The sequence below is a fragment of the Elusimicrobiota bacterium genome (assembly GCA_041658405.1).
In the GTDB taxonomy this organism is placed as follows: Bacteria; Elusimicrobiota; UBA5214; order JBBAAG01; family JBBAAG01; genus JBBAAG01.
Genome location: JBBAAG010000005.1, coordinates 35,308 through 49,774 on the forward strand (window position 1 = coordinate 35,308; position 14,467 = coordinate 49,774).

12 protein-coding genes are annotated in these 14,467 nt (G+C 42.1%); all 12 read left to right on the top strand.

Features of this window, described 5'->3' with window-relative positions:
• The first annotated feature begins 31 nt into the window (after positions 1 to 31).
• The 12 genes from WC955_01995 to WC955_02050 all read left to right on the top strand — a co-directional run bounded on the left by WC955_01995 (position 32) and on the right by WC955_02050 (position 14,379).
• The gene (locus WC955_01995; GenBank protein MFA5857815.1) at positions 32 to 1,498 is read left to right on the top strand and encodes a CsgG/HfaB family protein; all 1,467 of its coding nucleotides are present in this window, start codon (positions 32 to 34) and stop codon (positions 1,496 to 1,498) included.
• 38 nt (positions 1,499 to 1,536) lie between these two features.
• A complete protein-coding gene (locus WC955_02000) occupies positions 1,537 to 2,970 on the top strand; it encodes a redoxin domain-containing protein (GenBank protein ID MFA5857816.1) in 1,434 nt (477 codons plus the stop codon).
• A gap of 15 nt (positions 2,971 to 2,985) precedes the next feature.
• On the top strand, positions 2,986 to 4,584 hold the full coding sequence (locus WC955_02005; GenBank protein MFA5857817.1) for a DUF1573 domain-containing protein: 1,599 nt from the start codon (positions 2,986 to 2,988) through the stop codon (positions 4,582 to 4,584).
• A gap of 18 nt (positions 4,585 to 4,602) precedes the next feature.
• Complete coding sequence (gene pheT, locus WC955_02010; protein MFA5857818.1) at positions 4,603 to 7,032, top strand: phenylalanine--tRNA ligase subunit beta; 2,430 nt, start codon at positions 4,603 to 4,605, stop codon at positions 7,030 to 7,032.
• 5 nt (positions 7,033 to 7,037) lie between these two features.
• Positions 7,038 to 7,295 (top strand): hypothetical protein, encoded by a 258-nt coding sequence (locus tag WC955_02015; GenBank protein MFA5857819.1) that lies wholly within the window; start codon positions 7,038 to 7,040, stop codon positions 7,293 to 7,295.
• A gap of 53 nt (positions 7,296 to 7,348) precedes the next feature.
• Positions 7,349 to 7,681, top strand: a complete 333-nt coding sequence (locus WC955_02020; protein MFA5857820.1) for a cell division protein ZapA — start codon at positions 7,349 to 7,351, stop codon at positions 7,679 to 7,681.
• Positions 7,682 to 7,795: 114 nt separating this feature from the next.
• Positions 7,796 to 9,178 (top strand): replication-associated recombination protein A, encoded by a 1,383-nt coding sequence (locus WC955_02025; protein ID MFA5857821.1) that lies wholly within the window; start codon positions 7,796 to 7,798, stop codon positions 9,176 to 9,178.
• Positions 9,094 to 9,723 carry a 5-formyltetrahydrofolate cyclo-ligase gene (locus WC955_02030; GenBank protein MFA5857822.1) on the top strand — a complete coding sequence of 210 codons (630 nt, stop codon included), beginning with the start codon at positions 9,094 to 9,096 and terminating at the stop codon, positions 9,721 to 9,723. Before WC955_02025 ends, WC955_02030 begins: the two co-directional genes overlap by 85 nt.
• Positions 9,724 to 9,728: 5 nt before the next feature.
• Positions 9,729 to 11,294: a ribonuclease Y gene (gene rny, locus WC955_02035; protein MFA5857823.1), complete on the top strand. Its 1,566-nt coding sequence runs from the start codon at positions 9,729 to 9,731 to the stop codon at positions 11,292 to 11,294.
• A gap of 42 nt (positions 11,295 to 11,336) precedes the next feature.
• Positions 11,337 to 12,122, top strand: coding sequence for a TIGR00282 family metallophosphoesterase (locus WC955_02040; GenBank protein ID MFA5857824.1), 786 nt, complete (start codon positions 11,337 to 11,339; stop codon positions 12,120 to 12,122).
• Positions 12,123 to 12,155: 33 nt separating this feature from the next.
• Entirely contained in the window at positions 12,156 to 13,430 is a 1,275-nt protein-coding gene (xseA, locus tag WC955_02045) for an exodeoxyribonuclease VII large subunit (GenBank protein MFA5857825.1), read from the top strand.
• A complete protein-coding gene (locus WC955_02050) occupies positions 13,423 to 14,379 on the top strand; it encodes a transposase (protein MFA5857826.1) in 957 nt (318 codons plus the stop codon). The genes xseA and WC955_02050 overlap by 8 nt, the downstream gene beginning before the upstream one ends.
• The last annotated feature ends 88 nt before the right edge of the window (positions 14,380 to 14,467 follow it).

Consider the following 14,467-nt stretch of genomic DNA (forward strand, 5'->3'; position numbering starts at 1 on the left):
AACTATAATATTAAGGAGACAATGGATTATCATGAAAAAGAGGGTTAACAGAAATGCATTGATCGCAATCACGGTATTGGTCCTCACCGTTGCGTTCAATTGTGATTCCCACGCTGCAGTGAACTATCTCAACCTTGAGATGTCAGCGCGGGGTGCCGGGATGGCTGATGGCGGGTTTACTGCTATAGGTGACCAGTTGAGCGGGATTAATTGTAACCCCGCGAATGCTGCGTTTCTCACGCGTATCGAAGGGTATGTAATGGATAATCTTTACCTGTCAGAGATTAACTATCTTATACTGAATGGATTATTCCCGACGGGGCTTGCGAATTTTCACGCTATGTTCATGCAGTTGAATACGCCCGTGGATAAGGTTACGGATCTTAATGGTAATGACCTTACTGATACCGTGCAGTATACGGGGAATGTTATGGGGTTTGGTATATCAAAAAGTGTAGGGCAGTATTTTGGGTTAGGTACGAATATTAAATTTGCAAAACAGGATATGAAGCTTACAACGAGTTCAACCGGACAAAAACCTGGGCTTGATCTCATGAGTCCGGCAATAGACGCGGGGTTGTTGTTCCGCAGCGGAGGGCAGGCAGAGGATACAGGTGCGTTGAGTTTCCGTCTTGGTGCGGCGGTGCTTAATCTTGGGACTGAAAAGGATATGGCTATCCGCGCAGGGATAGGTTTAAAAGTAGCCGGATTATCGTTAGGTGCGGATATGAAAAGCATGATTTCAGGCGGGGTTACGCAGTTTAGCGCAGGAGCGGAGTACTGGGTGGTAAATATGCTGGGTTTACGCGGTGGAGCAAGGATTACTCCAACAAGTATTGTTCCCAGTGTGGGGATTGGGTTTAAACTACACGAGTTTGAGCTTGACTATGCTTTTACTAACTATAGCGACGGGCTTGGTGCAACGCATATGATTGGGTTTACAGGTTGGATTGGCGGGGGTACTGCCGCTAAAACCGGTGAAGCGCAGAAACCGGATACAAAAACTGCAGGGAAACAAATGGTTGTAGAACCGCAGCAAGTGGTACAGCCTATACAGCCGATGGATATAAAGCCGGAGGATAAGATTAATGTTGCCGTTGCGGATCTTACGGGACAAAACGTGTCGTCAATGGAGGCCGCTACGATTGCAGATTTCCTGCGCGGTGAACTTATCAATTCCGGGATGTTTAATGTTATTGAACGTTCTAATATGGACAAAATCCTTGCTGAACAAGGGTTCCAGAATACAGGGTGTACTACACAAGAATGCGCGATTAAAATGGGGCGTTTACTAAATGTGCAAAGCATACTCGTAGGAAGTTTTAGTAAACTTATGGAAATATATTATATTAACGTGCGGTTAGTGGATGTTGAACAGGGACTGGCAGTAATGGCGGAGAGTGTTAAGTGTAAATCCGCGGAAGAATTACAGGATGCTGTCGCGCAGTTATCACAAAAAATTATGCAGCGTATTATACAGAACAGGAAGAAACAGTAATTTATTTAGCTAAGCAACTATATGGAGGAAAAGTTTAGATGAAAAAAAAGGTTTTGTTGTTTTCCTTATTGGCATTAATGCAGGTTTTTACGGGAATACAGAATGTGTATTCAAAACTTGTTGTGGGACAGGATTCCCCGAATTTTTCGTTAAAACAGGTACCCGACGGTAAACCGGTAACACTTGATGAGTTATTGACTATGGACGGTAAACGCAATGTTGTGGTATTAAGTTATTTTAACCGCGCATGCCAGCCGTGTATGATAGAAATCCCGCATTTAGAAAAAGTTGCAAAAACGTATGCAGGGAAGAATGTTAAGTTTGTTCTCATAAGCGTGGATAAAGGTACTATAAAAGATGTTGATGAGTTTGTTAAATCTAAAGGATGGGCGTTGCCGGTATTGTTTGATCCGTTTGGTGTAGCGTCCGGGGAACGGTTCGGTGTTATTGAATACGACGCTGCCAAGCTGCCGATGTTATTTGTGATATCAAAAAATAAAAAGGTTGCGGAGGTTGTTGAAGGGCTGAAGGATAATATTGAAGAAATACTTAAGTCCAAGGTTGATGCGTTACTGACAGAAGAAGCTAAGCCGCTGACGGCTGTACAAAAACAGGATAGTATTACCGTTATTTTTACAAATTCTGCAAACGGGTATGTTGAATCATGTAATTGCCCGTCAAATCCCTATGGCGGTTTGGTACGAAGGGTTACCTGTATAAAAGAATTGAAAGGCGCATCACCAAATAATCTTGTGCTTGATTCAGGTGATAATTTTTCGCCGTATTCTAACAGTATGGTTAATAATTATGTTGTTAAATTATTGAAGATGATTGGATACGATGCAGTAGGTATTGGGGATCAGGAGTTAATGAACGGCATGGCTTTCTTAAGGAAAGAGATTGATAAAAAAGAAGTGCCGTTTTTGGTGTCAAACATGATGTATTGCGATGATAAAGCGTGTATAAACCTTACCCCGATGAGGATTGAGAAAACAGTCGGGTCAGTAAAAATCGGGATAGTTTCGGTTATATCCCCGAAAGTGTTTGTCCTGTTCCCAAAAGATAAAAAGAAAAATATTAAGATCGAAGAATCTTCGTCGGTAGTAAAAGGGTTTATTGAAGCAAACCGTGATAAGTATGACCTTATAGTAGTACTGTCACATATGGGTGTTGAGTTAGACCAGGAACTCGCAGCGGCAGTACCCGGGATTGATCTTATTATAGGCGGGCATACACAATCGTTGTTAAAGAGCCCAATAAAAGTCGGGGAGACTTATATAGTACAGGCAGGAGAAAAGGGGCAGAATGTCGGGCGGATGGTATTGGAATTTAATGAAAAAAAGAAGATTACAGGATATCAATATCAAATGGTTCCGTTAACTGATGAAGTTATTGATGATCCGGAAGCACGGGATTTGGTTAATGAGTATAAAGAAAAAGCTAAGATGCAAAGTACTAATTTAAAAGAATAGTTGCGTAGAGAATGCATGCAAAAAAATATTTTTGTATTAATAATACTGTTAATTACATGCACAACGGTAAACGCTCAGCCTAAGGTAAGGCTAAGCGATGTGTCTTGGGATTTCGGGATACAGTCACAAAAATCGGTACTTGAAAAAAAGGTTGTAGTTATTAACCGTGGTACAGAACCGTTAACTGCGAATTTTCAAGTTACCTGCGATTGTATGGAAGTATTGCCGCAAAGTGTTGAAGTACCGCCTTCGGAAAAACGTGGAGTATTATTCAAATTTAATACCAGAGATTATAACGGCAACCAAAACCGTGTAGTTTATGTAGAAACTAACGATCCTGAAGTTGGGACAGTTAGTTTTAGTGTTACAGGAAGTATAAGTATCGGCAGTAGTAAAGTCAGTAATAAAAGTGTTAAGGATAAGCTAAACAGTATAATAGAAACCGGGAACCAGAAGGTTGTTAAAGAGAAAGATGCCATACCTGTCCTACACGCATACCTGTTTGGATCTACTAACTGCAAAATATGTCTGGAAATTGAAAAACGGGTAATTAAAGAACTGCAAGAGAAGTATGGTGTTCAGATAAAACTTTCAGTGTTTCATCTCGATAACCCTGATGGTTTTGAAAAGCTTCGTATGCTTGAGAAAAGGTTTGGTACTAAAAACAGTAAAGTGCCGGTATTATTTATGGGTACTGATGTGTTTTATGGGAAGGAAGATATTCTAACAAACTTCCCGGTCGCGGTTGAAAAGTATAAATTGTCAGCAGTTAGTACTATGATCGATACTTCAACGGTTCTTACCGGTGAAGCTAAGGATGATATTCTGAAACAGTACCGACAATTCGGGATATGGCCTGTGATTGCAGCGGGCATTCTTGATGGGATTAATCCCTGTGCATTTGCGGTGATCGTGTTTTTTGTTACATACCTAATTTTCTTTCTTAACCGTACAAAAACAGATGTTTTGTTCACAGGCATAACGTTTATTCTCGGCGTATTTTTTGCGTATCTTCTTATGGGGATTGGATTAGGGAAAATTATCGGGAAAGCTGTGCAATTGGTATTTCTGGCAAAAATATTTTATATCGGTACCGGTATTGTGATGGCAGTATTTTCAGTGCTTAGTTTCCGTGATGCTGTTGTTGTGGCAAAGCTAAATAAAGTACAGGAAAATGCCGGCGGTGCTGTGACAGCAGGGGATGATGCGTTGGCGTTACAGTTACCTGGATTTGTAAAGAAATGGATACATAATGTTATTAGGAAACAGGCGAAGCTTAAAGGTTTTGTCTTCATTGCATTTTTTACTGGCTTCATCGTGTCTTTTCTTGAGTTCGCGTGTACCGGGCAGATATATCTTCCCATAATTCTGTACATTCTTAAAGTCAGTAGTATTAATTCAGGAATGCAGTTGAATGCAACAATGCTGCTGGTACTATATAATATCATGTTCATTATGCCGTTACTGCTAGTATTTGTTATGATATATTTTGGAGTGACATCAGAAAAAGTGCGGAAGGTTGGGTTTCAGTATATGCCGGTAGTAAAAGTGTGTATCGGTGTGTTGTTTATATTCTTTAGTGTTTATATGTTGTGGTCAGGGATAAAGATGTGAGGTTGTAGGAAAAAGTTTATGAAAATATCGTATAACTGGTTAAAAGAGTTAGTGGACTTAAACATTTCGCCGGAAGAGACTGCGAAGGTTCTTACGGGGTTAGGGATAGAAGTTTCCGGGGTTACTTATTTGGGAAAGGGATGGGAGAATGTTGTTATTGCCGGTATTTTAGCGGTTGAAAAACATCCTAATGCTGATAAATTGTCCGTATGCAAAGTTACTGACGGAAAAACTGAGTACCAGATTGTATGCGGCGCACCGAATGTTAAAGCAGGGAAAAAAGCTGTCCTTGCGTTAGTAGGTGCCAGTTTACCTAATGGGGTAAAGATTGAACCACGGAAAATACGTAAGGTAGAGTCCTGCGGGATGTTGTGTTCAGCTCAGGAGTTGAAGCTAGAAAATTATGATACTGAGGACGGTATTATATTATTGGATATAGACAGCGATAAAACACTGGGTATTCCGGCAGCTGAATATTTTGGGGTTAATGATTATCTTTTGGAATTAGAACTGACTGCTAACCGCGGGGATTGCCTCAGTCATTTAGGTATTGCACGTGAACTCGCTGCGGGGTTGAACAAAAAAGTTTTGGCTCCTTCATGCATATTGCCGATAGTGAAGAGCATGGGGCGCGCCAAGCTGGATATTGTTATTGACGCACCGGAGTTCTGTAAACGTTACCGCGGGCAGGTGTTATCCGGGATCAAGGTTAAACAGTCACCAATGTGGATACAGAACAGGTTAAGGGTATGCGGTATACGCCCGATTAATTCTGTGGTTGATGCCACGAATTATGTGTTACTTGAAACAGGGCATGCGTTGCATGCGTTTGATTACGCTAAGATAACAGGTGAAAAAGTTGTTGTACGCTGGGCACGGGATGGTGAAAAGTTGTTGTGTCTCGACGGGAAAGAACGGGTGTTGTCTTCTAAAATACCGGTAATAGCTGATGCCGTTAAACCTGTAGCAATTGCCGGGGTAATGGGTGGCGAGTTATCAGCGGTAAATGAAAAAACAAATGTTGTTCTGCTGGAATGCGCATATTTTGCGCCGGCAAGTATACGTCTGTCCCGCCAGTTATTACAGATGAATACTGAAGCATCATACAGGTTTGAACGCGGGGTGGATTGGAATAATGTTGATTATTCAGCGCAGCGCGTGATCTCAGTACTGAATTCAATTGGATGCGTGGAATATTCAGAGCTTAAAATTGATACTGTGGCATCTGAATATAATAAACAAATTATTGAGTTAAGCGTTGACCGCGTGAATGATGTGTTGGGGACTGATATAAAAAAGTCTGTAATTAACGATTTGCTTATACGCATAGGGTGCGAGGTTAAAGCTGCGGCGAATGGTGATGTCTTGAAAATAATAGTGCCTGCACATAGGAATGATATTACCCAGGATGTTGATCTTATAGAAGAAATTGCGAGGTTGAACGGTTATGATAATATCCCGGTTGATAAAACTTATTGTGTTGCCACGGGTGGGTATTCGCCTAACCGTTTAAGAATGGTATCAGAAAAAATACGGGTATTTCTCACGGGTAAAGGGTTCTATGAGGCAATGAATTATAGTTTTATACCGGAGAATGATATTGAGTTATTTGGCGTGGATATACGTTCAACCATATGGCTTGCGAATCCTGTGTCAAAAGACCAGATTGTTATGCGGCCGCTGATATTGCCGGGGTTAATGAAGAACATGTGCCATAATATCCGGCATCAGGTTGATGATGTGAAACTCTTTGAGTTAGGGTATAAGTACACGGTACCTCCGCATGGTGAACAAAAGGTTGAGGAGACATACACTCTTGCTGTGCTTGTCACAGGCGAGGAGGTTTCTACAGGCTGGGATCAAAAAAGCGTACCCGCTGGATTTGGTTTTACAAAAGGTATATTTCATGGTATTCTTAAACATCTGGGGATTGATAATAAAACTGAATTAAAGATAAGTGATAAAAAGTTTTTTGTAACCGGAGAAGGTTTTGATGTTACTGTTGACGGTAACATTGTCGGATACTTAGGTAAAGTTAATGAGTATCTATCAAAAAAATATGATGCTGTAAAACAGGTTTATGTACTTGAACTTGAATTACCCTGTATATTCGCGTTGTTGACTGAAGAAAGTAAATATGCTGAAATTCCGAGGTTTCCTACTGTGCGCCGTGATTTATCAATAATTGTTAATGAAAATACTAATTATGGGGTTATTGAATCATCTTTGCGTAAAGCTGCAGGTGAGTGTGTGGTTGACTGTAAACTGTTTGACCGCTATTCTGGTGAAGGTATACCGCAGGGTATGGTGAGTTATTCAATTTCTGTTTATTATAACCATCCTGAACGTACATTAACAAAAAATGAGGTTGAGGAATGGCAGCGTAAAGTTGTTGATACACTGAAGACTGAATACAAAGCGGTAGTACGCGGGGAAGAAGGGAAATAAGTAGGATGCCTGAAAAAGAAAATGCCGTAACGGATGCTGAAAAACTTAGATTATTGGAAGAAAAACTGCGTAATCTGGTAGATGTAGTGAAAAAATACCGGGATAAAAGTACTAATCAACAGCAGGAACTTGCGTTACAGGCGTATGATACAAAACGTTCAAGAAAGTTTATACATGAAAATGAAGTGTTAAGGGATAAAATTGGCAGTGCATCAACTAAAATAATTGAGTTGTTAAGGAAATATGACAAACTAAAAGTTTAGGCTTGACATAGTTCAGTGAACGTGAATATAATTTGTTTAGAGAATAAATTTATATGGCAAATAAACTGATGAATAAACAGGAGAGTAAGTCGATTACTTTAGATATAACCGGGTATGAGGTTGAATTTGAACTTGAACCCGGGGAAAATGAGTTGGATTACACCGCTGCAGCAACGTATATCAACGAGCAGCACAAACAAACCGTTGAGATGTATCCTAAGATTGCGGACAGCAAGAAGTTGCTGGCAACAACTACAGTAGTGATTGCGTACGAACTTTTACAAATGAAAAATCAGGACAAACATAGGCAAAAGTCGGTTAATGAGAAAATTGATAGTATGGTAACACTCATTGACGATGTTTTGAGCAAAGAAAAAGTGGAGTGAGTATAAGATAATCGGAGTATAGTAAGTAAAAGTTCCCTGCAGTGCTTAGGTAAGCGTCCGGTGTAAGAACGGAAGTTAAGGAAAAAGGCACAGCAGGGATTTTTTATTTGTATTATGGAAAAAGAATTATTCGATAAAGAATGCCGTGAAGGTGAGTATGTGAACCCCCTGGCGTTGAGGTTGTCTCCAAAAACACTTGATGATTTTGTGGGGCAGGATGATATCCTGGGTGAAGGAAAACTGTTACGCCGTGCGATTCTAGCGGATAAGATATCGTCGTTGATACTCTATGGCCCGTCAGGTGTGGGGAAAAGTTCAATCGCAAGAATAATAGCTGCGCGTACAACCGCGCGGTTTGTGGAATTAAACGCGGTAAGTGTTGGTGTGCAGGAGTTGAGGGATAGGATTGAAGATGCGAAAAAGTATTTCCGTGCAATAGGGAAGAAGACTATATTGTTACTGGATGAAATACATCACTTTAACCGCACACAGCAGGATGCGTTATTGCCGGATGTTGAGAAAGGTAATATTACGTTGATTGGTATTACTACGGAGAATCCGTATTTCTACGTTAATTCAGCGTTGCTTTCCCGGTCAATGGTGTTTGAATTTAAAAAATTGGCATACCGGGATATTAAGAAAATACTTAAACGCGTGATGGAAGTTATCTCTGCGGAGTTCGGGAATACCAGAACGGTTATTCTCACAGAAGAAGCTATGGAGCATATATCTAAAGTAGCGGATGGGGATGCGAGAAAAGCGATTAATGCCATAGAAATCGGGGTTTATACCACACCGGTGAATAAAAATAATGAGGTGGTGTATGATATCCGTGTAGCTGAAGAGTCAATACAAAAAAAGGTTTTAAGGTATGACAAAAAATCGGATGAGCATTATGACACGATATCAGCGTATATTAAATCTATCCGCGGGAGTGATCCTGATGCCGCGGTGTATTGGCTTGCGAAGATGTTGTATGCGGGTGAAGATCCGCGGTTCGTAGCGCGGAGGTTGATTATAGCGTGCAGTGAAGATATTGGTAACGCTGACCCTCAGTCGTTGGTTTTGGCAGTAGCTGCATTGAATGCTATAGAGTTTGTCGGTATGCCGGAAGCAAGGATTATATTATCGCACGCAACGATTTACGCGTCATGCGCGCCAAAGTCTAATGCGTCATACATGGCAATAAATGATGCAATGAAGGATGTTGAGCAAAACGGTACTCTGGATGTTCCGGATCACCTTAGGGATGCGAGCCTCGATAGTGAAACACGGGGGCATGGGGTGGGGTATAAGTACCCACATGATTTTCCGGCGAATTGGGTAGCGCAGAAGTATTTGCCGGTAGAAAAAGTGTTTTATAACCCTGGTATTAATGGGTACGAAAAAGTGTTGAAGGATAGAGTGCAAAAATGGCGGGACGAAAAAAAAGCGGTATTCTTACGGCAGAACGGCAAACGCGGGAACGGAAGAGTTACTGGCGAAAAAAGTTTTTAGCTGTAAGAGAACGTATTGCCGGGTTAAGTACATGCGCTGAGAAAAATGCGCGGATCTGGCATAAGTTAAGGAAACTGGATGAGTACAAACAGGCAGGGGTGGTAATGTTTTACGTGTCGTATAGTAGCGAAGTTGATACGCATAAGATGATTAGTCAGGCGATGATAGAAGGGAAAAAGGTGTATGTCCCGAAAGTTTTATCCCAAAAAAATGGTGGGAATAAACATGAACTCGGGGTGTATCTCCTGAAAAATGGGTTGAAGGAATTAAGTAAGAGTAAATGGGGTATACTCGAACCTGTATTTTGCAGGGCAGGGTATGACAATATTTATTTTAACCTCGTTATAGTACCGGGAGTTGTGTATGACGAAAAATTTAATAGGATAGGTTATGGCGGTGGGTATTATGACAAGTTCCTTTCTTCTGCGAAGTATGGGATGTCAGTTGGGTTGGCGTATGAGTGCCAGGTAGTAAAAAAGTTGCCAATAGATAAGAATGACCGTAAAGTACAGGTGTTGATTACTGAAAAAAAGGTTAGGAGGTAGGTGTTATGAATGTAATTCTTGCAGTAGCGCTGGTAGTGATAGCGCTGCTACTTGGAGTTGCGATAGGTTATATCGTAAGGCTTTTCTATGCGAAGTATTCGCTTACCAGTGCTGAAGAAATGGCAAAGCGTATATTATCGGAAGCTAATGCTAAAGCAGAGTCAAAAGTTAAGGAAGGGTTGTTGGAAGTCCGTGAGAGAATGGAGAACGAACGGCGTAAGTTTGAGACCGAAACTTCAGACCGCCGGCGTGAACTCAAAGAACTTGAACGGCGGATGACACAAAAAGAGGAGTCGTTAGACCGGAAACTTGACATACTGGATAAAAAGGAACGTGACCTGCGCGACCGTGAACAAAGGATTTTAGTGAAGGAAAAAGAGGTTACGGTTGAAGAGGAAGCGTTGAAACAAAAAAAGGCGGAACAAATAAAAATCCTTGAACGCCTGGCGAATATGTCATCCGAAGATGCGAAGCGTATGTTGATGCAGACACTGGAAGAGGAAGCTAAGCTTGAGAGCGCGCAGAGGATGAAGGTTATTGAACAGGAAACACGGGATACTGCTGATAAAAAAGCAAAAGAAATTATTGCGTTAGCGATACAGCGCTGCGCAGGTGAGCATACCGCTGAGATAACTGTATCATCAGTGAATTTACCGAATGATGAGATTAAGGGGCGGATCATCGGGCGGGAAGGGCGTAATATCCGTGCGTTTGAGCAAGCGACAGGTGTGGATTTAGTAGTGGATGATACTCCTGAAAGCATAACTTTAAGTTCGTTTGACGGTTTTCGCCGTGAAGTTGCGAGGGTATCACTTGAGAAGTTGATTACCGACGGGCGTATACATCCCGCAAGGATTGAAGAAGTAGTGGCGAAAACAAAAAAGGAAATGGAAACACAACTGGTTTCTATCGGTGAGGAAGCTGCGCTTGAAGCCGGGGTGCCGAACTTGCCGAAAGAAGTGCTTGAGTTATTGGGGCGGTTGAAGTTCCGTACTTCGTACGGGCAGAATCAGTTGCAGCATACTAAAGAAGTTACCTGGCTTGCAGGCGTGCTTGCCGGTGAGTTAAGAGTGGATATTAAGTTCGCAAAACGCGCGGGGTTGATGCATGATCTTGGGAAGGCTATAGATCATACGGTTGAGGGTACGCATCATCAGTTGTCCGCGGATATCGCAAAAAAGTATGGTGAGTCCGAGAAAATGATTAACGCTATCCTTGCTCATCATGAAGGTATTGTTGAGCCAAAGTCAATTGAAGCTGTGATTATTATGGCAGCGGATGCGATCTCCGCAGCACGGCCCGGAGCGCGGCGTGAAACACTGGAGCATTACCTAAAACGCGTGGATAAACTTGAAAAGATAGCATCAAGTTTCCGCGGGGTGGAGAACGCGTATGCTATACAAGCGGGGCGCGAGGTGCGGATTATTGTTGAACCTGAAGATATTGATGATTCACAGACTACCGTATTAGCGAAAGATATTGCCAAAAAAATTGAGCAGGAACTTGAATTCCCAGGACAGATAAAGGTTACTGTTATCCGTGAAACCCGTGCGGTAGAGACTGCAAAGTAGTGTGGTAATGAATTTAACAGGATTAGACTGGAGAATAGTGGTTTGAAGATACTTTTTATTGGTGACATTATAGGCGAGCCGGGACGTATCGCTGTAACGATGTTATTGCCTCATTACTGTAAAACTGAGTGTATTGATCTTGTGGTGGTAAACGGCGAAAATTCAGCTGGCGGGTTTGGGATCACCCAAAAAGTTGCGGAGGAAATGTTCGCATTGGGAGTAGATGCCATTACTTTAGGGAATCATACCTGGGATAGGAAAGAAGCGCTTGATGTTCTTAATCATCCTAATATCGTGCGTCCCGCGAATTATCCGCCTGAGGTTATGGGTAAGGGTTACACGATAGTAACCGCAGAGAATGGTGTTAAGGTTGGGGTGATTAACCTTATGGGCCGCGTGTTTTTGTCAACACTTGATTGTCCGTTCCGTACAGGAGAGAGTGTATTGAAGGAAGTTAAGAAACACGCGGGGGTTGTACTGATTGATTTCCACGCGGAAATTACGTCGGAGAAACAGTCAATGGGCTGGTTTTTTGATGGCAGGGTATCCGTGGTTGTCGGGACACATACGCATGTACAGACCGCGGATGAACGTATTCTGCCGGGAGGTACGGCGTATATTACCGACGTTGGGATGGTTGGCGGGCGTGATGGTGTTATAGGTATCACAAAAGAGCCGGTATTACGGAAATATCTTACACAATTACCTGCGAAGTTTGAGGTTTCACGCAGGGATGTTATTTTCAACGCTGTAGTGATTGAAGTGGATGATACCACCGGGAAAAGTGTGTCAATCAAGCGTGTAAACCAGGTAGTGGGTGACCTTTAACAATTATTGCGTAATATGGAATAGATTGAAGGTATGAGTAACAACAAAGTTTATACTGTTACCGAACTTACGGCACTTATTAAAGATGTGCTTTCATCAAGTTATCCTGATGTATGGCTTACCGGCGAGGTATCAAATTTTTCAGTACCAGCTTCAGGGCATATGTATTTCACGTTGAAGGATGATAATGCGCAGATAAGCGTTGTGATGTGGCATAATGCTAACCAAAAACTTAAATTCGCGGTGGAAGACGGGATGAAACTTCTTATCCGCGGCAGCCTCACAGTATTTGATAAGTACGGGAAGTATCAGATTATCGCTAAAACTATTGAGCCTTCAGGGAAGGGTGAGCTGCAGATACGGTTTGAGCAGCTGAAGGCTAAACTTGAAGCAGAGGGATTATTTGATGCGGCAAGGAAAAGGGTAATCCCTGAGATGCCGCAGAGGATCGGTGTGGTAACGTCTCCTACCGGAGCAGCAATCCGTGATATTTTGAATATCCTTAAACGCAGGTTCAGTAATCTTGAGATCCTTATTTATCCTGTAGCCGTGCAGGGAGAGGTTGCTGCTGGTGAGATTGCCGGTGCAATTACCGGGCTAAACAAATACTTTCCGGAACTTGATGTTTTATTAGTCGGCCGCGGGGGCGGGTCAATCGAAGATCTTTGGGCGTTTAATGAAGAAATTGTCGCACGGGCAATTGCAGCGTCGGATATACCAATAATTTCGTGTGTCGGGCATCAGGTGGATTTCACAATTGCTGATTTTGTGGCGGACTTACGTGCGGAAACGCCGTCCGCTGCAGCGGAGATTGTTGTTAAGAATAAAGATGAGGTTTTGCAGAGGATTACGTCGTTGTTTACAAGGTTAAAGAATAATATTGAGTACCTAAGCGCTAACCTTGAACTACGGGTACAGAGCGTTACAAAAAGCAGGGTGTTTACTTATCCTCTGGAAATAATACGGCCATATCAGCAGTTAACCGATGAGTTTGGGATACGTATAAGCAGGGAAGTTATGGCATTGTCTGAACTTATGGGCCAAAAAGTTTCTTCTTTAGCGGAACGCGTTAAGTTAATCCACGTTATACGGTTGACTGAGGAACGGTTGAATAGTGTTACAGGTAAACTTAGTGCATTATCGCCATTAGGCGTGCTCTCCCGGGGGTATTCGATTGTTACGAACCAAACTGATGGGAAAGTTGTTAAATCTTCAACGCAGGTGGAGTCCGGGGACGGAGTGAAGATCCGTCTCGGGAATGGTGTTGTGTTCGGTAAGATCGTTGGGAAAGATATAGAAGATGCGTAAGAACAGGGTGGAGCTCAACGGCGGGATGTTTCATGTTATCAACCGCGGGAATAACCGTAAACAAATATTTTTGGTGAATGATGATTACAAAAAGTTTACCGAAATATTGTTTGACACAAAAAAGTTTTATGGGTTCAAGCTTTACGCATATGTCCTTATGCCAAACCATTTTCATTTACTCGTTCAAACCAGTGAGTTCCCAACTTCGGTATTTATGCAGTCAATGTTAACACGGTACGCAAAGTATTTTAATGAACGGCATCACAGGGTGGGGCATATGTTTCAGGGACGGTATCAGTCAGTAATGATTGACCCGGAAAAGTATATGCTTCCTCTTATCAGGTATATTCATCTTAATCCGCATAGAGCAGGGTTGGAACATAGTTTCGGTGCTTGGGAGTGTTCCGGTCATAATGATTATTTAAGTGGCGGGTTTGATGGGGTGGGGATTGATGTTGAATCCGCGTTATCGCGGTTTGATAAAGATAATGTTTCTGAAGCGCGGAGAAAGTATGAGGAGTATATCAAAGCCGGGATTTATGATGGGCATAATGAAGGGTTTTATGGTAGTGAGTATGATAAACGGTTTATGGGTGAACGTGAATTTATTGATAAAACCAGGCAGAGGCTGCATGAAATTGTAAGAATTATTAATAAGCCGAAACCGGATATCCGGTACCTGTCCGGCCGTGAGTTGTGGAACGAAATATGTAAACGGGTGGTGGGGAGAGTTGCGCTGGTTCAGGAGTCAGGGCGTTCACAGGCAACCGCACGGGCTGTGTTCAGCCATATTTCAAGGATTTATTACGGGCAGAGGACTGAGGATATAGCAACGTTTCTTAAATGCGACCCTTCCGCGGTGAGTCATTATCTAAAAAGGTTACAGTTAAAAATTGTTAAGTTTCCGCAGTTACAACAGTTGATAACTGATATTTTAACTAAGAAATAGCGTGTTTTATGTGTCAACTGTCAAGACTGGTGTATTTATATTTGTTGTTTAATATAGATAATATAGAATGTATTAGAAGGAGTGTCAA

Coding starts and splice junctions, on each gene's coding strand:
- WC955_01995 (MFA5857815.1), top strand. CDS start 32: ATGAAAAAGAGGGTTAACAGAAATGCATTGATCGCAATCACGGTATTG.
- WC955_02000 (MFA5857816.1), top strand. CDS start 1,537: ATGAAAAAAAAGGTTTTGTTGTTTTCCTTATTGGCATTAATGCAGGTT.
- WC955_02005 (MFA5857817.1), top strand. CDS start 2,986: ATGCAAAAAAATATTTTTGTATTAATAATACTGTTAATTACATGCACA.
- pheT (MFA5857818.1), top strand. CDS start 4,603: ATGAAAATATCGTATAACTGGTTAAAAGAGTTAGTGGACTTAAACATT.
- WC955_02015 (MFA5857819.1), top strand. CDS start 7,038: ATGCCTGAAAAAGAAAATGCCGTAACGGATGCTGAAAAACTTAGATTA.
- WC955_02020 (MFA5857820.1), top strand. CDS start 7,349: ATGGCAAATAAACTGATGAATAAACAGGAGAGTAAGTCGATTACTTTA.
- WC955_02025 (MFA5857821.1), top strand. CDS start 7,796: ATGGAAAAAGAATTATTCGATAAAGAATGCCGTGAAGGTGAGTATGTG.
- WC955_02030 (MFA5857822.1), top strand. CDS start 9,094: ATGGCGGGACGAAAAAAAAGCGGTATTCTTACGGCAGAACGGCAAACG.
- rny (MFA5857823.1), top strand. CDS start 9,729: ATGAATGTAATTCTTGCAGTAGCGCTGGTAGTGATAGCGCTGCTACTT.
- xseA (MFA5857825.1), top strand. CDS start 12,156: ATGAGTAACAACAAAGTTTATACTGTTACCGAACTTACGGCACTTATT.
- WC955_02050 (MFA5857826.1), top strand. CDS start 13,423: ATGCGTAAGAACAGGGTGGAGCTCAACGGCGGGATGTTTCATGTTATC.